Consider the following 18,279-nt stretch of genomic DNA (forward strand, 5'->3'; position numbering starts at 1 on the left):
GGCTTCTTCTTTTATTCCGTGATCGCGCGCAGCACCTCTTCTATCGTCGTCACGCCTTGTGAAGCTTTAAAGATACCGTCTTCGCTCATGGTGAGCATCCCCTCTTTGCGTGCTTGGATATGAATGTCGTCCGCCGTCGCGCCTTTCATGACCAGATCCTTGATCGTCGGCGCGACGTCCAAGACTTCGTAGATACCCATACGTCCCGAGAATCCTCCCTCGCCCTCCTTCGGCCGCCAGAACGGCACATTCTTCCAAGTCGCTTCGGGAGCTACGATCTTTTCATCCTTCAGCGCTTTCAAGACGACACCCGCATCGACGACATGCTCGAGCTGCGCCTGCTCATCGCGATTGAGTTCGTATTTATCCTTCGCATTGGTAAGCTTTCGCACCAGGCGTTGGCCGATGATCACCTTCAAGGTGGAGACCAGCAAGAACGGTTCCACCCCCATATCCAGAAGACGCGGTATGGCTCCCGCTGCGGAATTGGTGTGCAGTGTCGAGAGCACGAGGTGACCGGTGAGTGCGGCATTGATCGCGAGCGAAGCAGTTTCCTTATCGCGGATCTCGCCTACCATGATGATGTCCGGATCCTGACGAACGAGCGAGCGAAGACCATTGGCGAACGTGAATCCGATCTCCGGTCGGACCTGCGTCTGATTCACCCGCTTCATCTGATACTCGATCGGATCCTCGACGGTCGAGATGTTCACATCCGGCGTATTCACGATATCCAAGAGCGTGTAGAGCGTGGTCGATTTACCGGCACCGGTCGGACCGGTCGTGAGGATGAGGCCCGTCGTTTTCTTCATCGCGTTATGCATCCGCTCGAGCGCGACGCCGTGGAAGCCGAGTGCTTCAAGTGAGAAGCCTGAAATATTGTCGCGCAGAAGACGCATGACGATCTTCTCGCCGTAGTACGTGGGGAGAATGGAAACACGGAATGAGATCTTCTCACCGCCCGCTTCAACTCCGAAGCGGCCGTCTTGCGGAAGACGCTTCTCATCGAGGCGCATATTCGCCAAGACCTTCACGCGCGCGGTAATTGCCGCAGCTGCATGCTTCGGTAACTCCATCGCGTCATGCAACATGCCGTCGATGCGGTAGCGGATGAGGAGCGCTTCCTCTAAAGGCTCGATATGGATGTCGGACGCACCCTGCGCATTCGCGTGACGCAAGAGCGTATCGACGATGCGCACTGCCGGCACACCCTCGGCTATCTTGCGCTCATCCCCTTCTGAGCTTCCGCTTGCCGCAAGCGCATCAGTCTCGCGCTTGATGACATCGCCGAGATTATCCTTCAATCCACGCTGGTATTGCTTGAGCGCCGCTTTGATGGACGGTCCGTCGGTAAGGCGCGGCAAAACCTTAAGCCGCGTCTTCTTCTTGATGAAATCGATCGCCGCGAGATCGTCGGTGTCCAACATTGCCACTTCGAGATCGTCGCCCTTATGGTTGTAGGCGACGATGTTGTTGCGTCGTGCGACCGGCTCCGGGATGAGGGAGAGGGTCTCAAATGGAATCGTGGTACCGACCAGCGAAACGAATGGAATGCCGAGAATGTAGGCGTACGTGCGACGCAACTCGTCCTCGCCGATAAGCGAGCGCGCGATCAGGATATCGCCGATCGGCTGATTGCGCTGTTTCGCCTCACTATCAGCGGCGTCGAAATCCTTCTGCGAAATGAGATTCGCATCCGAGAGGAAGGTTTTCAATTGCGTGTCGGAGATGTACATACGGTTTCCCTGCCGTTATCACGCGTAGTATACCAAGAGAAAACCCTCGGCAGTGCCGAGGGTTTTTGTCAGGTCTGCCACTCCTTGTCGAAACCGCGCTTGAAATCTTCAAGGATGGTACGTCCTTTGAATTTCTTCAGGAGTACGGCCACCGCCTGCCCGAACGCTTCGGCCGTGATCAGGTACGGGTCGTGATCGTTTTTCACATAATCGGAGACGCGCTTCACGATGTCCCATGGCTGCGGGGCATGGACCGAGCCCCTGCGAGGCGGTATCTTCATATCGTCGGTGCTCATGCACCCCTCCCTACGTAGTCGCTACTAAGCCCACCCTACCCGCCGTCCATAGCGAGGTCAAACCCTTGACAGACCCTCTTGGACGGCCTACTATTCCCTTACAGCTGCATACAGCAATGTATTCAGTCCGGCCGGAAGCCGGACGTTTTTTATAAAAACGGCTGCCTTACACAAGGAAACCACTCATAATCATTCATTTATATATGGCATTGTTCGACCTCAAGATCCTCAACTCGGCGCTCGATGAGCTCCAGACTGAGAAAGGCATCTCGCGCGACAGCGTGATCGAGGCTATTGCGACCGCACTCGCTGCGGCATATCGCCGTGAGTACGGCAAGCGCGGCCAGATCATCCGTGCGACTTTCAACCCTGAAATGGGTGATTTGGAATTCCGCCAGGCGAAAATCGTCGTCGACGAGACACTCGTACGTAAGGAGGACGAGGAACCGACCTCTGACGAGGATCATCGTTCCCGCTTCAATCCGGAACAACACATCATGATCGCCGACGCACAGCGCATCAAGAAGGATGCGCAGCTCGACGAGGAGATCTCCTTCCCGCTTGAGACCCGCGAGGAATTCGGCCGCATCGCCGCTCAGGCCGCGAAGCAGGTCATCATGCAGAAGATCCGCGAAGCAGAACGCGCTTCCATCATCTCTGAGTACGGCGAACGCGAAGGCGAGATCGTCACCGGTCACGTCCAGCGTTTCGAACGCGGCAATCTCTACATCGACCTCGGTCGTGCGACTGCCGTCCTTCCGTATGACGAGCAGATCCCGGGCGAGCGCTATCGTCAGGGCGAGCGCGTACGCGCACTCCTCCTCCGTGTCGACGAAGGTGTCCGCGGTACGTTCATCCGTCTTTCCCGCTCGCATCCACGTTTCCTCACCAAGCTTTTCGAAGCAGAAGTGCCGGAGATGGCGTCCGGCGTCGTCGAAGTGAAGGGCGTCGTCCGCGAGCCAGGCTCGCGTGCGAAGATCGCCGTCTTCTCGAACGACGAGCACATCGATCCGGTCGGCTCTCTCGTCGGCCAGCGCGGTGTTCGTGTTGCCGTCGTCACCTCTGAACTCGGTGGAGAAAAGATCGACGTCGTCGAATGGTCTGAGGCTGCGAACGAATTCGTGAAAGAAGCCCTCAAGCCGGCACAGGTCATGGATATCGAGCTCATAGAAGACGAGAACCGCGCGATCGTCACGGTTGCTGAAGACCAGCAGTCGCTCGCTATCGGTCGCGGCGGCCAGAACGTCCGTCTTGCAGCGCGCCTCACTGGCTGGAAGATCGACATCCGCTCGACCGGCACTACGGAAACAGCAAAGGAAGAATCCCCTGCCGAAACCGTGGATGAACTCGCCGTTGATGCTGCAGTTGAAGAATCGACCGATGAAGAGAAGCAGTCCGAAGGTGAAGAGCTCGCGAATCCCGACGGAAACGAGGATCGTGATATCCCTTCAGTGCAGGTAGAAGAAGAGCAGAAGTAATCTCTTCCCTATAAAAAATTTCAGCGGGACCGGCAATGCCGGTCCCGCTGTGTTAGCGACCTACTGGCTGGAGCGATGACGCTGCTGATGTTCACGCTCAGCATTGAGCATCCATATCAACACCCCTACACCGAGACCTACGAATGTCGAGAGGATTGAAAGCAGAAATCCCCCGACACCCGCCTCAGGCGTCCCGTATCGCACGATGAACCAGACGACGACACCCACGGCCGCAAGCATATATATGCCCACATAGACCATGACATGGAGAAAGCTGATTTTACCGACGAACCTGACTGCAAGCGGTATTCCGACTGTGCCAATGCAGAAATTTGGGAGCAGGGCGATAAGCACTTCCATATACCACCTCCTTTATGCGCATCTCGCGCAACTTAATCACCACCGTCCCGGCGCGTCAACGCGTGCAAAAAGCACAGCCTCTGCTACAGTGGCGGCAATTAGGTAATCATTCATCCATATATGAACCTCTGGCACGATATCCCGCTCGGAGAGAGCTCCCCCGATGAGATCAACGTCATCGTGGAGGTCCCGAAGGGCTCTCCCAATAAGTACGAGATCGACAAAGATACCGGCATCATCAAGCTCGATCGTGCCAACTATTCTGCCGCGGCTTTCCCTTGTGATTACGGCTTCGCGCCGCAGACCCTTTGGGAGGACGGCGACGCGCTGGACGTCATCATCCTCGCGACCTTCCCTATCCCGAGCGGCATCCTCGTCAAAGTGCGCCCGGTAGGGCTCATGGAGATGATCGACTCCGGGGAAAGCGATTACAAAGTCATCTCGGTCCCTGTCGACGACAAGCGCTGGGAAGATGTACAGGATCTGGCTGATGTGAACAAGCACTCACTCAAGGAGATCCAGCACTTCTTCGAGACCTACAAGGCCTTGAAAGGAAAGGCTGCGGTCGTCGAGATCAAGGGATTCAAAGGCAAGCAGGAAGCGCTCGAGGCGGTGAAGAAATCGGTCGAGCTCTACACGGCGAAGTTCGCGAAGTAATCCCCTTTGCACGAAACAAGCCGCAGGCATTACTGTCTGCGGCTTTCGTCATTATGTTTTTTCCAAGCAGATCGCCCATCGACCTACCGAATTCTCGAAATAGTTCCTGTAGCGGAGTCTGCCCTGGTATTCGGTGAATACCCAGGCACGCACGACGGTGGCAATATCGTCTTCGAGCAACCCATCTCGATGGAGCGGTTCATCGAATTCGATGGAAAACATCGGATGTGTCCGCGATGTCTTCAGCCATTTTGCCTCGATGAAAGCCTTCGAGCCTGCAAGCAATTGCCTGACAAGCTCCTTACGGAGACGCCTCAGCTTCATCGTCTCGTCCGTCGAAACAAATGCAACTACTGCTGCTTGCGTCATCGGATCCTCCTTTTCCGTACGCCTCTGCGGACGTTGTAACACAGACCATGAAGCATGACTATTGCCAAGGTTATACACATGGGTCGGAACCGGCCTTCATCTCCGAAGCGCTATGCTGTACCCATACTCCTTAATTCCTGCCGTATGTTCAAATCCGGATCCAAGCACTTCCCCCTCATACTCGTCATCATCATCTCCTTCGCCTTCGTCGGCTTCGCTCTTGCACATGAAGGCCATGACCATACGCTCGCACAAGCCGATGTGAACGCCGAAGCAACGGTGACGGTAACCGCGCCGCCGGGTTCTGGCACACCGATTCGCCCGCTCGATCTTGCACGCCAGAAGGCCATGGAGCTCAAACAGGGCGCGAATGCTAAAGGCGATTGGCAGAATGCATCATCGGGCCCAGAAAAGCGTCCGATGCCAGCCAAGGATCGTCCGGCTTCTACCACCAACCTCATGCAGAAAGTGCGCGGGGCGCTCGCACAACATACGGGCGTCATCAAGCAGCGTTTCGGTCTCGCACTTCGTCACTTCGAGCGGTTCGTCGATCGTATCGAGACCCGTATCGATAAGATGGCAGCTGCCGGCGTCGACACCGCATCCGTCGAAGCGCAGCTCGAAATCGCAAAGACGGCACAGGCGTCCGCAAAAGCTGACATTCAGGCGGTGAGCGATTTCGTCGAGAGCATCGATGAGGATACCGACCGCGCACAGGTCCGTACCGAGCTCAAGGCGCTCGTGAAGACGGCGAACGAGAGCATCAAGGAAGCGCATCTCGAACTCCAAAAGACCATCAAGACTCTTGTCGCATTAGCAAAAGAAAAGAAACCAGAAGCAGACGTTTCAGCCTCCGTCGAAGCTGAGGCAGAAGTAGAAGCATCTAATCAATAATCATATGGATCCTGTCGCTAATCAGAATCCCATCGCCAACGGTACCCAGATGCCGATGACTCCAGAGCGAAAGCCTATCGGTCCGATCGCGGGAGCAATCATCGTGATCGTCCTCCTTATAGCCGGCGGTCTCTACTTCTGGGGAGCAAAGCTCAATTCACAGATGCAGCCGCAGGAGATGCCGTACATCCCTGACGATGGCTACATGATGCCGGAGGCTTCGATGCCGGTGAGCGAGCCGCAGAGCGACACCTCGGCCGGCCTTCCTCCACAAGGCAGCTCCGACGAGGTCAGCTCAATAGAATCTGACTTCAACGCCATGAACATGCAGCAGATGGAGGCAGAGAACGAAGCCGAATTAAACAGCATATAAGCCACGCTTCAGCCGCCGTCCGCACTAGCGGACGGCGGCTTTTGCTTGTAAACTCCGCCCCATGTCAAAAAATCCTGCAATTAGCCGCGATGAGAAACGCTGGGAGCTCATCGTTCAGGCCGAAGTCGCCCCGGAAGCTATTGCTGAGCACCGCTCGCACGTCCTTGCCGAACTTAAGAAGGACGCCCATCTCCCTGGCTTTCGACCGGGCAAAGCTCCCGAAGATCAGGTAATGAAGGCCGTCGGCGAGGCTGAAGTCCTCCGTCGCACCATCGAGCACGCGATCCAGCACGAACTGCCGGAAATCCTCGCCAAAGAAGAGGTCAACATCGTGGCGGCCCCGCAGGTCACCGTCGAGAAGGCCCCCTCCTCCTTTCCTGCTACCGAACCTATCGTTTTCACTGCCCGCGCACCGATGGCACCGAAAGTCGAACTCCCTGACTACGCAAAGATCGCAGCAAAGCACAATAAAGATAAGAAGGAAGTGGACGTCACCGACGACGAGCACAAGGAGACGCTCAATCATCTCAAGCGTGAGCGCGCCCGCATCACGAAGGTCGAACTCGGCCTTTCCCCGCAGGAAGCACTTGATCAGGCACGCGCAATGGAAGAAAAAGATCTTCCTGATCTCGACGACGAATTCGTCAAATCCCTCGGCTATGAGAACAGTGAGAAATTCACTGAAGCAGTCAGGAACAACATCAAGAATGAGAAGGAGCTTCGTGAGGTCGAGAAGCGACGCGCAGCGATGCTCGACGAGCTCGTGAAAGAAGCGAAGATCTCCTACCCTGCCATCCTTCTCGATTACGAACTCGACGATATGGAGGGTCGCATGAAGGATGACATCCAGCGCATGGGCCTCACGATGGAGAAATACCTCACCGAGACCAAGAAGACACTTCCGGAAATCCGCGAAAGCTGGCACGAAGCAGCAGACAACCGCGCGAAAATGCGCCTCGCCCTCTCGCAAATCGCCCAAGCGGAGAAGATTGATGTCGATCCGGAACGTTTCCAGAAGGAACTCGCGCACGCAAAGCAGCACTACCCGAATGCCGACGAATCCAATCTTTCAGCGCACATCATGCACGCGCTTCGCAACGAGGCAGTGATCACGTGGCTGGAACAGCAGTAAGTAAGCAAAACTCCTGAATACCGCCGGTTACTCTGGCGGTTTTCTATTAGAAACCCGCTGTGATACCATCCGCTCATATGAAAATTGAACCAATCACCGCTCAGATGCTTGTCCCAATGGTCGTCGAAAAGACGAACATGGGCGAGCGCGCGTATGACATCTATAGCCGCCTTCTCAAGGAACGCATCGTCTTCCTTGGCGGCCCTATCGATGACACCGTCGCCAACCTCGTCATCGCCCAGCTGCTCTTCCTCGCCTCAGAGGATCCGAAGAAGGATATCTCCTTCTACATCAACTCCCCTGGCGGCCACGTCTCCGCGGGTCTCGCTATCATCGACACCATGAACCACATCCAGCCGGATGTCTCAACCGTCTGTGTCGGAATGGCAGCTTCCATGGGAGCGGTCCTCCTCTCGGCGGGCAAGAAGGGTAAGCGATTCGCTCTCACGAACGCGGAGGTCATGATCCATCAGCCGTCCGGTGGTGCTCAAGGCCAGGCTACAGACATCGAGATCACCGCGAAACACATCCTCGCGACCCGCGACCGCCTCAACCGCATCCTCGCCAAGAACACCGGCCAGAGTATCAAGAAGATCGAAACCGACGTCGAGCGCGACTTCTTCATGAGCGCTGACGAGGCCAAAGCATACGGTGTCGTTGACAAGGTCCTTGAGTAGGGTTCCAGTCTTCATTACGTGCGTAAAAGGGCCCACAGTTGGGGCCCTTTTACGACATTTCATTTTTTTAGGGCGGTGCTATAGTGCATTCACACCTTACTATTATGTTGATCCAATCCCTCCCGCACGCCGCATACGCCCTCCCAACCGAATCGCTTAGGTTTTCCGTGCTATTTTCGATGCGATAATCGATTGACGACGCAGCTGGTGTACGGTCGGGACGGTCATAACCGACACGTATGTCATTAAAATTAATCTTGGTACTCCTCGCCCTCTCGGGAGCGGCGGGAATCGGATTCGGATACTTTCTCCGATGGATTATCTCGCTCGGTAAGCGCGGCTCGATGGAGCTCGAGATCAAGCAGATGAAGCTCGATGCTCAGGAAAGCGCGAAGCGCATCATCGAAGAGGCTGAGAAAGAGGCTAAGGAGAAGACGGAGACCCTTACCAACGAATTCAAGGAGAAGGAACGCGAACTGAAAGCCACTGAAGATCGTCTCGTCCGCAAAGAAGAGATGGTCGATCAGCGCCAGCAGAACGTAGATGCAGAAAACGAGTCCCTTAAAGCAAAAGCTGAGGAACTTCAGCGTCTGAAGGAAAAGGCCGAAGAAGGCATCAAACAACAGGCGGAGAAACTTGAAAAAATTGCAGGGCTGAGCGCCGAAGAAGCAAAGGCAGAGCTTATCTCTACTATTGAGAAGCGCTACGAAGCGGACATTGAAGGCCGCATGCGCAAGCTTGAGATCTCAGGTAACGAGAAACTTGAAGAGCGTGCACGCGAAATCCTCGTCACCTCGATCCACCGTCTCGGGAATTCGGTGGTCTCCGATGTCATCGCGACCACCATTTCCCTACCGAATGATGAGATCAAGGGCAAGATAATCGGTAAGGAGGGTCGCAATATCCGCACCTTCGAGAAAGCGACCGGCGTGGACGTCATCATCGACGACACTCCGGGCACCATTACCCTTTCCTGCTACGATCCTGTTCGTCGCCAGATTGCACGTATCGCACTCGAGAACCTCATCCTCGATGGCCGCATCCAGCCAGCGAAAATCGAAGAGGCGGTCCAGAAAGCTGAAGGTGAGATCAATAACATCATCAAAAAGAAGGGTGCCGATGCTGCCTTCGCTGCAAAGGTCACCAACCTCGATCCGAAGCTCCTCCAGATCCTCGGACGCCTCTACTTCCGCACCAGCTATGGCCAGAACGTCCTCGACCACTCGGTGGAGATGGCGAATCTCGCTGCCATGCTCGCCGAAGAGCTTGGTGCTAACGTCCAGGTCGCTCGCGCGGGCGCCCTCCTCCACGATATCGGTAAGGCGCTCGACCATGAGGTCCCCGGCACCCATGTCGAGATCGGCCGCCGCATCCTCCAGAAGTTCGGCGTCGATGAGCTCGTGATCAAGGCGATGCAGGCGCATCACGAGGAATATCCGTACGAGACACCGGAGAGCATGATCGTCCAGGTGGCCGATGCGGTCTCTGGCGGTCGCCCAGGAGCTCGCCGCGACTCGGTAGAGAACTACATCAAGCGCCTCGAGGACCTCGAAGCCATCGCCAATAACCACGAAGGTGTCGAGAAGAGCTTCGCGATCTCCGCGGGCCGCGAGGTTCGCGTTATCGTGAAGCCTGACGTCGTCAATGATCTTGATGCGCGCAAGCTTGCACGCGACATCGCCGATCAGATCGAGAAGGAGATGCAGTATCCGGGAGAGATCAAAGTCTCCGTCATGCGCGAGACGCGCGTCATCGAGTACGCACGATAAATACCTCCCCTTTCGAGCAAAAACCCGCCTTCTGGCGGGTTTTTGTCATTATGCGCGTTCTGCTGCGATGAACGTCGTGTAGTTGAATTTGAGGTCTTGTATGGACTCTTCGAGCACGTTGAGTTCGTGGAGCTGCGCAGCGTTCCTTGATGCGATGACCGCCGTCGATTTCGGTAACTTCCCTTTCGCGAGATCCTCCGCAGCTTTTGCCGTATCCGCATATTCCCGCACTTTCACCTTCGGCCACAGACGACGCAGATACATGCGGCACTGCTTGATTGCCTGATCATGAGAGACGATCGTCTTTATGTCCCCCGCTTTGGTACCGTTTCTTACGATCAGACAGTGATGCACATCGATCTCAAACATCTTCTTGATGTGGAAGTTATGTCTGGCCATAGCGTGCACCGCTTCGATGACAATGCCGCCGTTCGAGTTCTCAATCGGGAATATCGCAAGGTCAATGGTCCCCTTTTCAAGTTCTGAGAGCACATTCTCGGCAGATACGAGGTACTGAGGGTCATACCGACGCAGGTGGGCATGCTTTTTCGCATAAACTCGGGCCGCCTCCTCTGAAAATGATCCTTTTGCCCCCATTACCCCGATTTTCATGAGGCTCAATCTACAACGATTCCCCCACCCCGACAACCATTGACATCGCCAAAATACGGCTCAAAATGGTGCTTGATTGGTCGGTTGTTTGATTTATTATCAATAACCAACGCAACCTATGGCAAATAAAATGGATTTGGTGGATAAGGTGCACGCCACGATCGGCTCTACAAAGGCTGACGCTGAGCGCGCTGTTGAAGCGATCATCAGCACCATCACCGATTGTCTGAAGCGTGGCGAGGAGGTTTCCATCGCTGGCTTGGGCATTTTCGAAGCAAAGACGCGTGCAGGCCGTACTGGCCGCAATCCGCGCACCGGCGCTACGATCCAGATCAAGGCTATGAAGGTCCCGAAGTTCCGCGCTTCGAAGACCCTCAAGGACGCAATCAAGTAAGGCATTTCACGTGAAAACCCGTCTTCCTTGGGTGGACGGGTTTTCGCATGCCCTGGTCTCGTGTAGAGTATGAAGACCTTCGGGTACTGCGGGATTCGTTTAATGGTAAGACATCAGTTTTCCAAACTGAGGACAGGAGTTCGATTCTCCTATCCCGCACTAGGAGTGAATAACAAATAAGCGCCCGTTCTGGGCGCTTATTTGTTCTAACGACGCGCAGCCTATCGCGAAGCGAGTATTCGGCACCAGACTTACTACAAAGAGGACGGTTCACGTGAACCGTCCTCTTTGTTCATTGTTTCGGGGAGCCGAGAATCGAACTCGGACTACATGGTCCCAAACCATGCGTACTACCACTATACGACTCCCCGCAATCTCCTTCCCTCTCGAAATCCTCAGGATTCTAGCACTATTCTATTAAGGACACCACAGGCTGCTCCACGTCTTATAAGACGTCCTTTACAGGATCTGTTCGAAAAGCCTGCATTTCGCCTTACGAAGCTTCATATCCATGAGCACCCCCACTGCGTCGATCTGATATTCTCGCCCATCTCCCTTCTCAGCCATATACAGCTCAGCGGTCCGCGCGATCTTCCTCAGCTTGGCAGAATGAATCTGCTCCTCAGGCATAAGCTCGGAGCTTTCACGTGAAATGTTATCCCAACGTCCGGATATGGCCTTTACTTCAACAAACCGCACTACCCTCTCTTTTTCGGCAATGATGTCTATCTCTCCCCACGGCTTCCTGAAGTTGCTTTCGATAATCCGATACCCCTTCCTGACTAGGTAATTCCTAGCTATTTCTTCCCCAAGCGCCCCGATGCCTGAAGTGGTCTGATTCATGGTTCACGTGAAAGCTGCAAAAGTATGTAGCTTATGTAACATATTGCTTGTGTCTGATAAATTTGGCTCAAATCAACGATATTCTCTAGGTATAGTACCGCTTTCAGACTGTCTTATATCCACATATCCCCGTGGTTATCCACATCTTGGACATGTACTGATAAAATGTGGCTTAAAACAAGGGTTTTATACGTACACAGGGCAGGGGATATGTCCGAAGTCTTATTTCAGTGAGACACCGGTACGATAAAGATTGACAGGAGATACGTACCTTCAGATCGCTCAGCTTCTTAACGCTCGCTGGCGGATACTCGCTACGCTCGTGACTGCACGTCGTAGGGAAGGGGACCCAGTGCGATAAGCCTTTCAGGCTTCTCCACACGTCGCCGCAGGAAAAAGAAAAACCCCTCTCGGGGCCTTTCTTTTTGCCTGCTCCAGTGCGGATAAGGAGAATCGAACTCCTATTTTCTCGTTGGCAACGAGGCGTTTTACCACTAAACTATATCCGCTTCAGTACACCAGAAGTTCCCCCGATGTAACGCAGGGATTATACAGGAAGAATAGGGGAGGGCAATTTCACAAAGGGGTGGTTTTGTGGTCACAAATAGTCAATCTATCCTTATTTTAGGACGCTCTTAGTGGTCAGCCGTCGATTTCTGCTGAAAGCGCGCCGACCCCGTCTCGGCGCCGACGCGCCTCCGACGAGCACAAACCGTGCTTCGCTCGTTTGTGCTCCCGCCAGGACTCGAACCTGGAACGTCAGTTCCGAAGACTGATGTGATATCCATTTCACCACAGGAGCGTCTGCGCATCATACAGCCAAACCGCCCCTCAGTGCTAGAATGCCCGAATGCAGCGGCTTTCAGTCCCTCAAGAGGTGTTGGATATTCATTCCAAGCTACGGGCCGCCGGATTTGAAGCGTATCTTGTCGGAGGATGTGTGCGTGACATGCTTTTAGGCCGCACTCCGAAGGATTGGGACATTACGACCAATGCCAATCCAGAGGAGATCCAGCCTCTCTATGAAGAAACCTTCTACGAGAACCAGTACGGTACCGTCGGCGTGGTGACACAATCTGAAAACCCTCGCTTAAAGGTGGTTGAGATCACGCCATACCGCACCGAAGGGGAGTACACGAACGCACGTCATCCAGACCAGGTAGCTTGGAGCGATACGCTCTCGGATGACTTAAAACGACGCGATTTCACGATTAACGCGATCGCATACGATCCCGCAACAGATACGCTGATCGATGAGCACGGCGGAGCAGGGGATCTTGAGAGAAAAATCGTGGTTACCGTCGGAAAAGCCGAGGATCGCTTTGCTGAAGATGCGCTTCGCATGCTTCGTGCGGTACGTATTGCGGCAGAACTCGATTTCGCACTCGATGGCACTACCATCGCAGGAATTGCCGCAAATGCCGCTAAACTCTCCCAGATATCACGCGAGCGCGTCCGCGACGAGTTCATACGCATCTTGGAGAGCGATCGCCCTATGCAGGCGATGTATGTCGCACAAAAGCTTGGTATTTTGAAGTACATCGTGCCGGAACTCGAAGAAGGGATCGGTTGCGCGCAGAATCAGGCACACTCTTTCGATGTGTTCGAGCATCTACTCCGCTCCATGCAGCATGCTGCTGATCAACACTGGCCCCTGGATGTGCGCCTCGCAGCTCTTTTACACGACGTCGGTAAGCCAGCAACGCGTCGATGGTCGGACGAAAAAGGGGATTGGACGTTCTATGGCCATGACGTCGTGAGCGCACGCATGGCAAAGAAGATTCTTGCCGATTTACGTTTTCCGAAGGACCTATCACATAAAGTAGAGCTTCTCATTCGATGGCACATGTTCTTCTCGGACCCCGATACCATTACGCTCTCGGCAGTGCGCCGTGTGATAACCCGTGTAGGGAAGGAGAGCATCCAAGACCTCTTGAATCTACGTGTATGTGACCGAATCGGCACCGGCAGACCTAAAGCGCACCCATTCAGGCTCCGTAAGTACATGTCTATGGTTGACGAGGCGCTTCGCGACCCTATTTCCGTCAGCATGCTTAAGATCGATGGCAGGGGAATTATGGAAAAGATGTCGATTACCCCCGGCCCTCGCATTGGCTGGGTGCTGCACGCCCTTTTAGAGGAGGTTTTGGATGATCCATCAAAGAACACAGAAGAATACCTTGAAATTCGTACACGTGAGCTCCTGGAACTACCTGATGCAGAGCTGCGCATGCTTGGAGAAGAGGGAAAGGAGCGTAGGGAAGACGAGGAGAAGGAGGCTGTAGCCATGTTACGCAAGAAGCATCACGTCAGCTGACAATAAAAAAGCCGCCTTGGTGTCACGTTCGGACCCTTGTCCTCACGTCACATCAAGGCGGCTTTGTTTTCCCGCTCACGCCATTTGGATTTAGATGTTTGGCTTTATTGAAGCACTTTTTCCAATTTTTGGGACTTCTTTGAAGTCCCCACTTCAAAGGTAGTGCTCATCTAAGCTAAACTTATCCACTTAAAGAACACGGATACGGGTTTATGTCGAGTACGGTGTACCTGACATCGGTTTTCCCTCAGGCCAGCTTCCCTTATTACCTAGGGGAAGAACCTTTATATGATCCAATGAAGGATCACTGAGATGAAGGATACTGCACTATCGGACACTGTAAAGGACGTCGTGTGGATAACTTCATGAGTGCCAGCATTCTCCTTTGTCCTTTATAAAGGACACCGATTTAGAGCCCTATTTCAATGGATACCGGGCAGTGGTCTGACCCCATAATATCAGCGTGTATAGCGGCACCGTGTGCTTTTGATGACAGTTTCTTGCTCACGAAGAAGTAATCGATGCGCCAGCCCACATTCCGTGCACGGGCATTGCCGAAATTACTCCACCAGCTGTAATGACCGTTACCTTCAGTGAAGAGGCGGAATGAATCGACGTACCCCGACGCGATGATCTTATCGACCCCCTCACGTTCCTCCTGGGTAAAGCCGTGCTCGCCTTCATTTGCCTTGGGGTTAGCCAGATCGTCAGGTGTATGGGCGACATTGAGATCTCCACAGAAAATAACAGGCTTCTTGCTCTCGAGGTGCTGGCAGTAGGCCAAGAAGGCCGGGTCCCACTGCTTATGACGCAAGGTGAGCCGACTGAGGTCGGGTTTGGCATTGGGTGTATAGACGTTTACCAAGAAGAACTTCGAATACTCAGCCGCTATGACGCGCCCTTCGGCGTTCGGGTCACCGTAACTGTCTACGAGCTTGTATTTCTTGAGTATTTCGGGCGGAAAATCTAAAAAAACACTCTGGGGTTTCTCTTTAGTGAAAATGGCGGTACCACTATATCCTTTCTTAGTGGTGGAAGAATTCCAGTACTCCTCGAATTCGGGAAGATCGATCTCGGCCTGACCCTGTTCAGCCTTGGTTTCCTGAAGGCAGAGAATGTCCGGATCAAGCTTTCTCACCGCGGGGAGAAAGAGGCCCTTTCTATGCACTGCGCGGATGCCGTTGACGTTCCATGAGACCAGTTTCATGGGGAAATGATACCAAAAAGCTTCACCGTGACCTCATACCCCCCCCTCGTATGCTAGAGCACATGAAGAACTTAATGCCAGACATGTTCGGCGAGCCCCGTGAGAAGGGACAGTCTGAATGGCAGACTTTCAACGCGGTGCAGAGGGATACCGGTGCATATACGGTTTCAACGTTCCGTACACCGGCCCCATCTACACCCAAGATTGTCCGCTTCGGCACCAATAATGCCCGTTTCCTTATCCTTAAACGCGCATAGGCTACATGGAATACGAGACCCGTCTCACGCACGAACTGCGGCGAGAGAAGATTAACGACGCCGTTTACCGTGGAATGTTCGATGAACCTCACGAAGATGCGTATCTGTAACGTGGGTGTATACCTGTGTGGTCGCGATGTTCGCATGACCAAGAAGTGCCTGCACGCTGCGTAGATCAGCTCCATTTCCCAAGAGGTCCGTCGCAAAGGCGTGCCGAATCACGTGCGGTGTAACCTTGCGGGTAATCCCGCCTTTCACGGCATAGTGCTTCACGATGCGTTCCACTGAACGGGTCGTGAGCCTGCCGGCATCTTTACCTTTACCGCTCTTACCTCCTCGGCCGTAGCCAACGAAGAGCGCCTCTCCCATGTCGCCCCGCTTCTTGAGGTACTCAGCAATAGTCTTCTTGGCTTGAGAGGAGAGGAAAACGACCCGCACCTTATCTCCCTTGCCGCGCACCGAGAATTCGTCGCGCGTAAGATCGATATCTGCATTAAGGGAACAGAGCTCCGAAACACGAAGTCCGGTAGAGAAAAGAAGTTCGAGGATGGCGCGATCGCGCAAAGCCTGAAGACTCTCTCCCGTCGGGCCTTTCATTAATCGATTCAGCTCGTCCGCCGTGATGAGATCCAGATCGCGACCGCCCACTTTCGCTAATTCAATTCTCTCGGGATTAAGAGACTCGATACCTTGTCGACGTAGATATTTAAGGAATGCACGTAGTGCGATGAGATAGTAGTTCTGCGTCTTTTTCTTCATGTCGCCGGAAACACCCGGCTGACGATTGAGCCAGATGCGGAATTCCCGCACAACGGGCTCGGTTAGTTTAGAAGGGGAGTTGACCTTCGTGTGATCAAGGAACCGCGTGAGGTAGCGATCGTAATTCTCGACCGTCTTAACTGAGCGGCCTTTTTCGATCTCGCAGTATTCGAGGAACTGGGTCTTGAGGGATTTCAGATCCTGTGCCATGTCGCACAATATTGTACCGCACCAAAAAGAAAGGGCCGCGCATGGCGCGACCCAGTTGGAAGAATCTTATCCCGACGCAAGCCGGAGATGCGGTGTCTCCGCGTCCGCCGAATCAGGAACCTTCTTCAGATTCGCGAGCGCCTTCTCGGCGACTTCGCGCAGGTGACGGTGCTCCGCGGAGACGTACACCTCGATCATCGTGTTCGCAATCTTGCGGATATCGAACTCAGACCCCAAGTCAGCCGCGATGCGCTCGAGCATCAGCTCGAAACCACGGTCATAGACGACGAACTTGTCGCGATCGTGTTCGAGCATAAACTCGATACACACCTCCTTGAAGACAGCCGTCTCCGTCTTCACGATGGAGCCCGTGAGCTGGGTCAGAGCGATGCTCGGCGCCGGTTCTCCGAGAGCCGCGCATGCCGCACGACACTGAATCGAACCCATCGTCCGGACGATCTGCGCGAACGCGCTCGTCACGAACTTGAAATCGACGTCGGACTCGTCCTTGATCGTCTGCATCCTGTTCCGGAATGCCTCCGAATCCAGCATGACCCTGCCTTTTTCATGTTCGGCATACACATATGCCGCCATCAGCATGCATACCGCATGATCATGGCGCATCTGTGCCTGTACATCATCAGACATTACGTCCTCCTATACATGGCCCTCTTAGAACAAAACGGCCAGCACATGGTGTACCACTTTCCAGACAGAGCTTCAAGCCGGACTGCTTATTTCAGGTACTTCTTTTTCTTCAGTTTTTCGGGAAGATAACTCGTCTCGTCGTACTTCTCATACCCCTTGCCGTACCCAAGTTCTTTCATGAGTTTTGTCGGTGCGTTGCGGATATGCAGGGGAATAGGGAGGTTGCCGAATTCGCGCACATCATCCATCGCGGCGAAGATCGCATCGTAGGCACTTCGACCCTTCTTACACGTCGCAAGATACGCCACGCCATGGGCGAGATTAATCGTAGCTTCTGGATATCCGATCTTGGAGACCGCCTCAAAGACAGCATTCGCAACAACAAGCGCAGTCGGTTGTGCGAGTCCGATATCTTCCGACGCGAAGATAACCATGCGACGAGCGATAAATTTCGGGTCCTCTCCCGCCTCCACCATGCGAGCGAGATAGTAGATCGCTGCATCAGGTTGCCCGGCCCGCATTGATTTAATGAATGCACTGATGGTGTTGTAGTGCTCTTCGCCTTTCTTGTCATAGCGCAGGTGTCGCGACTGTATCGCTTCCTGCAACGTCTCGACCGAAATCTTCCCATACAGCTTATCTGCGGTCTCGAGAACCGTTAGCGCCTGACGCGCGTCACCTTGCGCCATACGGATGAGCCACTCGCGCGCATCCTTCGGAATCTTAAGCTTCGTGCGGGAAAAAACCTTCTCCATCTCTTTCTCTGAAAGCGGCTCGAGCACGAATACGCGACAGCGGGAAAGCAGTGGTGCAATCACTTCAAATGACGGATTCTCCGTTGTGGCACCGACAAGCGTGATGTCTCCGCGCTCGACAAAGGGAAGGAGATAATCTTGCTGCGCCTTATTGAAGCGGTGGATTTCATCCACGAAAAGCACTCGCGGCTTCTTCTGTAACAGCGATCCGCCTTTATTCAAGACGCGTCGGATATCATCTTTACCCGCCTCAACAGCCGAAAGTTCGAAGAAATCCGCGCCCACTGCGTTCGCATAGATACGAGCCAACGTAGTCTTTCCGCTTCCCGGAGGTCCCCAGAGAAGAAATGAGAAGAGCTCGTGCTTCTCAATGGCGACCCGGAGCGGCTTTCCAGGTCCTACCAAGTGTTCTTGACCTACGTATTCATGAAGTTCTGACGGTCGGATACGTGACGCAAGAGGCTCCATTGTCTAAGTATGCATTTTCCACGCTCGAGAGCGAGCGAATGAAGTTGCACGAAAAATCTGACAGGTTA

20 protein-coding genes and 4 tRNA genes are annotated in these 18,279 nt (G+C 54.1%); 11 read left to right on the forward strand and 13 right to left on the reverse strand.

Annotated elements, in window-relative coordinates; translation table 11 throughout:
* Positions 1-11 precede the first annotated feature (11 nt).
* Positions 12-1,736, reverse strand: coding sequence for a type II/IV secretion system protein (locus JNK62_01630; protein ID MBL8158219.1), 1,725 nt, complete (start codon positions 1,734-1,736; stop codon positions 12-14).
* Positions 1,737-1,804: 68 nt separating this feature from the next.
* Positions 1,805-2,032, reverse strand: a complete 228-nt coding sequence (locus tag JNK62_01635; GenBank protein ID MBL8158220.1) for a hypothetical protein — start codon at positions 2,030-2,032, stop codon at positions 1,805-1,807.
* Positions 2,033-2,235: 203 nt separating this feature from the next.
* Here JNK62_01635 and nusA point away from each other — a divergent pair, with 203 nt between their 5' ends.
* Entirely contained in the window at positions 2,236-3,510 is a 1,275-nt protein-coding gene (gene nusA, locus JNK62_01640) for a transcription termination/antitermination protein NusA (protein MBL8158221.1), read from the forward strand.
* 60 nt (positions 3,511-3,570) lie between these two features.
* On the opposite strand, the gene JNK62_01645 is transcribed toward nusA, so the two are convergent.
* Positions 3,571-3,870, reverse strand: coding sequence for a hypothetical protein (locus JNK62_01645; protein MBL8158222.1), 300 nt, complete (start codon positions 3,868-3,870; stop codon positions 3,571-3,573).
* A 120-nt stretch (positions 3,871-3,990) separates the two neighbouring features.
* Between JNK62_01645 and JNK62_01650 the strand changes: the two genes are divergently transcribed.
* Positions 3,991-4,527: an inorganic diphosphatase gene (locus tag JNK62_01650; protein MBL8158223.1), complete on the forward strand. Its 537-nt coding sequence runs from the start codon at positions 3,991-3,993 to the stop codon at positions 4,525-4,527.
* A 51-nt stretch (positions 4,528-4,578) separates the two neighbouring features.
* Here JNK62_01650 and JNK62_01655 read toward each other — a convergent pair whose 3' ends face one another.
* Positions 4,579-4,896, reverse strand: a complete 318-nt coding sequence (locus JNK62_01655; GenBank protein ID MBL8158224.1) for a hypothetical protein — start codon at positions 4,894-4,896, stop codon at positions 4,579-4,581.
* Between the two features lie 144 nt (positions 4,897-5,040).
* Here JNK62_01655 and JNK62_01660 point away from each other — a divergent pair, with 144 nt between their 5' ends.
* The 5 genes from JNK62_01660 (at position 5,041) to rny (ending at position 9,741) form a co-directional block, all read left to right on the forward strand.
* Positions 5,041-5,790: a hypothetical protein gene (locus JNK62_01660; protein MBL8158225.1), complete on the forward strand. Its 750-nt coding sequence runs from the start codon at positions 5,041-5,043 to the stop codon at positions 5,788-5,790.
* 4 nt (positions 5,791-5,794) lie between these two features.
* Positions 5,795-6,163, forward strand: coding sequence for a hypothetical protein (locus JNK62_01665; protein ID MBL8158226.1), 369 nt, complete (start codon positions 5,795-5,797; stop codon positions 6,161-6,163).
* 61 nt (positions 6,164-6,224) lie between these two features.
* Positions 6,225-7,295 carry a hypothetical protein gene (locus tag JNK62_01670; GenBank protein MBL8158227.1) on the forward strand — a complete coding sequence of 357 codons (1,071 nt, stop codon included), beginning with the start codon at positions 6,225-6,227 and terminating at the stop codon, positions 7,293-7,295.
* 104 nt (positions 7,296-7,399) lie between these two features.
* On the forward strand, positions 7,400-7,972 hold the full coding sequence (gene clpP, locus JNK62_01675) for an ATP-dependent Clp endopeptidase proteolytic subunit ClpP (GenBank protein MBL8158228.1): 573 nt from the start codon (positions 7,400-7,402) through the stop codon (positions 7,970-7,972).
* Between the two features lie 239 nt (positions 7,973-8,211).
* The gene (gene rny / locus JNK62_01680; protein ID MBL8158229.1) at positions 8,212-9,741 is read left to right on the forward strand and encodes a ribonuclease Y; all 1,530 of its coding nucleotides are present in this window, start codon (positions 8,212-8,214) and stop codon (positions 9,739-9,741) included.
* A gap of 48 nt (positions 9,742-9,789) precedes the next feature.
* Here the strand turns inward: rny and JNK62_01685 are convergent, their stop codons facing one another.
* Positions 9,790-10,353, reverse strand: a complete 564-nt coding sequence (locus tag JNK62_01685; GenBank protein ID MBL8158230.1) for a hypothetical protein — start codon at positions 10,351-10,353, stop codon at positions 9,790-9,792.
* A 118-nt stretch (positions 10,354-10,471) separates the two neighbouring features.
* Here JNK62_01685 and JNK62_01690 point away from each other — a divergent pair, with 118 nt between their 5' ends.
* Both JNK62_01690 and JNK62_01695 read left to right on the forward strand, forming a co-directional pair.
* Positions 10,472-10,747, forward strand: a complete 276-nt coding sequence (locus JNK62_01690) for an HU family DNA-binding protein (protein ID MBL8158231.1) — start codon at positions 10,472-10,474, stop codon at positions 10,745-10,747.
* An 88-nt stretch (positions 10,748-10,835) separates the two neighbouring features.
* Positions 10,836-10,906: transfer RNA gene (locus JNK62_01695), tRNA-Gly, on the forward strand.
* Between the two features lie 141 nt (positions 10,907-11,047).
* Here JNK62_01695 and JNK62_01700 read toward each other — a convergent pair.
* The 4 genes from JNK62_01700 to JNK62_01715 form a co-directional block, all read right to left on the reverse strand.
* Positions 11,048-11,118 (reverse strand) — tRNA-Pro (locus JNK62_01700).
* 88 nt (positions 11,119-11,206) lie between these two features.
* Positions 11,207-11,590 carry a YraN family protein gene (locus tag JNK62_01705; GenBank protein ID MBL8158232.1) on the reverse strand — a complete coding sequence of 128 codons (384 nt, stop codon included), beginning with the start codon at positions 11,588-11,590 and terminating at the stop codon, positions 11,207-11,209.
* A 438-nt stretch (positions 11,591-12,028) separates the two neighbouring features.
* Positions 12,029-12,099 (reverse strand) — tRNA-Gly (locus JNK62_01710).
* Between the two features lie 221 nt (positions 12,100-12,320).
* A tRNA-Arg gene (locus JNK62_01715) sits at positions 12,321-12,392 on the reverse strand.
* A 48-nt stretch (positions 12,393-12,440) separates the two neighbouring features.
* Between JNK62_01715 and JNK62_01720 the strand changes: the two genes are divergently transcribed.
* Positions 12,441-13,907, forward strand: coding sequence for an HD domain-containing protein (locus tag JNK62_01720; GenBank protein MBL8158233.1), 1,467 nt, complete (start codon positions 12,441-12,443; stop codon positions 13,905-13,907).
* Positions 13,908-14,316: 409 nt separating this feature from the next.
* Here JNK62_01720 and xth read toward each other — a convergent pair whose 3' ends face one another.
* Positions 14,317-15,114 (reverse strand): exodeoxyribonuclease III, encoded by a 798-nt coding sequence (xth, locus tag JNK62_01725; GenBank protein ID MBL8158234.1) that lies wholly within the window; start codon positions 15,112-15,114, stop codon positions 14,317-14,319.
* Positions 15,115-15,176: 62 nt separating this feature from the next.
* Between xth and JNK62_01730 the strand changes: the two genes are divergently transcribed.
* Complete coding sequence (locus JNK62_01730; protein MBL8158235.1) at positions 15,177-15,371, forward strand: hypothetical protein; 195 nt, start codon at positions 15,177-15,179, stop codon at positions 15,369-15,371.
* 51 nt (positions 15,372-15,422) lie between these two features.
* On the opposite strand, the gene JNK62_01735 is transcribed toward JNK62_01730, so the two are convergent.
* From JNK62_01735 to JNK62_01745, 3 genes are all read right to left on the reverse strand, one after another.
* A complete protein-coding gene (locus tag JNK62_01735; GenBank protein MBL8158236.1) occupies positions 15,423-16,340 on the reverse strand; it encodes a tyrosine-type recombinase/integrase in 918 nt (305 codons plus the stop codon).
* A gap of 66 nt (positions 16,341-16,406) precedes the next feature.
* Positions 16,407-16,988 (reverse strand): hypothetical protein, encoded by a 582-nt coding sequence (locus JNK62_01740; protein MBL8158237.1) that lies wholly within the window; start codon positions 16,986-16,988, stop codon positions 16,407-16,409.
* A gap of 86 nt (positions 16,989-17,074) precedes the next feature.
* Positions 17,075-18,211 carry a replication-associated recombination protein A gene (locus tag JNK62_01745; GenBank protein MBL8158238.1) on the reverse strand — a complete coding sequence of 379 codons (1,137 nt, stop codon included), beginning with the start codon at positions 18,209-18,211 and terminating at the stop codon, positions 17,075-17,077.
* Positions 18,212-18,279: the final 68 nt, after the last annotated feature.

The sequence above is a fragment of the bacterium genome (assembly GCA_016789445.1).
GTDB lineage: Bacteria > Patescibacteriota > Minisyncoccia > Phycocordibacterales > UBA2100 > UBA10103.

Coding starts and splice junctions, on each gene's coding strand:
- JNK62_01630 (MBL8158219.1), bottom strand. CDS start 1,736: ATGTACATCTCCGACACGCAATTGAAAACCTTCCTCTCGGATGCGAAT.
- JNK62_01635 (MBL8158220.1), bottom strand. CDS start 2,032: ATGAGCACCGACGATATGAAGATACCGCCTCGCAGGGGCTCGGTCCAT.
- nusA (MBL8158221.1), top strand. CDS start 2,236: ATGGCATTGTTCGACCTCAAGATCCTCAACTCGGCGCTCGATGAGCTC.
- JNK62_01645 (MBL8158222.1), bottom strand. CDS start 3,870: ATGGAAGTGCTTATCGCCCTGCTCCCAAATTTCTGCATTGGCACAGTC.
- JNK62_01650 (MBL8158223.1), top strand. CDS start 3,991: ATGAACCTCTGGCACGATATCCCGCTCGGAGAGAGCTCCCCCGATGAG.
- JNK62_01655 (MBL8158224.1), bottom strand. CDS start 4,896: ATGACGCAAGCAGCAGTAGTTGCATTTGTTTCGACGGACGAGACGATG.
- JNK62_01660 (MBL8158225.1), top strand. CDS start 5,041: ATGTTCAAATCCGGATCCAAGCACTTCCCCCTCATACTCGTCATCATC.
- JNK62_01665 (MBL8158226.1), top strand. CDS start 5,795: ATGGATCCTGTCGCTAATCAGAATCCCATCGCCAACGGTACCCAGATG.
- JNK62_01670 (MBL8158227.1), top strand. CDS start 6,225: ATGTCAAAAAATCCTGCAATTAGCCGCGATGAGAAACGCTGGGAGCTC.
- clpP (MBL8158228.1), top strand. CDS start 7,400: ATGCTTGTCCCAATGGTCGTCGAAAAGACGAACATGGGCGAGCGCGCG.
- rny (MBL8158229.1), top strand. CDS start 8,212: ATGTCATTAAAATTAATCTTGGTACTCCTCGCCCTCTCGGGAGCGGCG.
- JNK62_01685 (MBL8158230.1), bottom strand. CDS start 10,353: ATGAAAATCGGGGTAATGGGGGCAAAAGGATCATTTTCAGAGGAGGCG.
- JNK62_01690 (MBL8158231.1), top strand. CDS start 10,472: ATGGCAAATAAAATGGATTTGGTGGATAAGGTGCACGCCACGATCGGC.
- JNK62_01705 (MBL8158232.1), bottom strand. CDS start 11,590: ATGAATCAGACCACTTCAGGCATCGGGGCGCTTGGGGAAGAAATAGCT.
- JNK62_01720 (MBL8158233.1), top strand. CDS start 12,441: ATGCAGCGGCTTTCAGTCCCTCAAGAGGTGTTGGATATTCATTCCAAG.
- xth (MBL8158234.1), bottom strand. CDS start 15,114: ATGAAACTGGTCTCATGGAACGTCAACGGCATCCGCGCAGTGCATAGA.
- JNK62_01730 (MBL8158235.1), top strand. CDS start 15,177: ATGAAGAACTTAATGCCAGACATGTTCGGCGAGCCCCGTGAGAAGGGA.
- JNK62_01735 (MBL8158236.1), bottom strand. CDS start 16,340: ATGGCACAGGATCTGAAATCCCTCAAGACCCAGTTCCTCGAATACTGC.
- JNK62_01740 (MBL8158237.1), bottom strand. CDS start 16,988: ATGTCTGATGATGTACAGGCACAGATGCGCCATGATCATGCGGTATGC.
- JNK62_01745 (MBL8158238.1), bottom strand. CDS start 18,211: ATGGAGCCTCTTGCGTCACGTATCCGACCGTCAGAACTTCATGAATAC.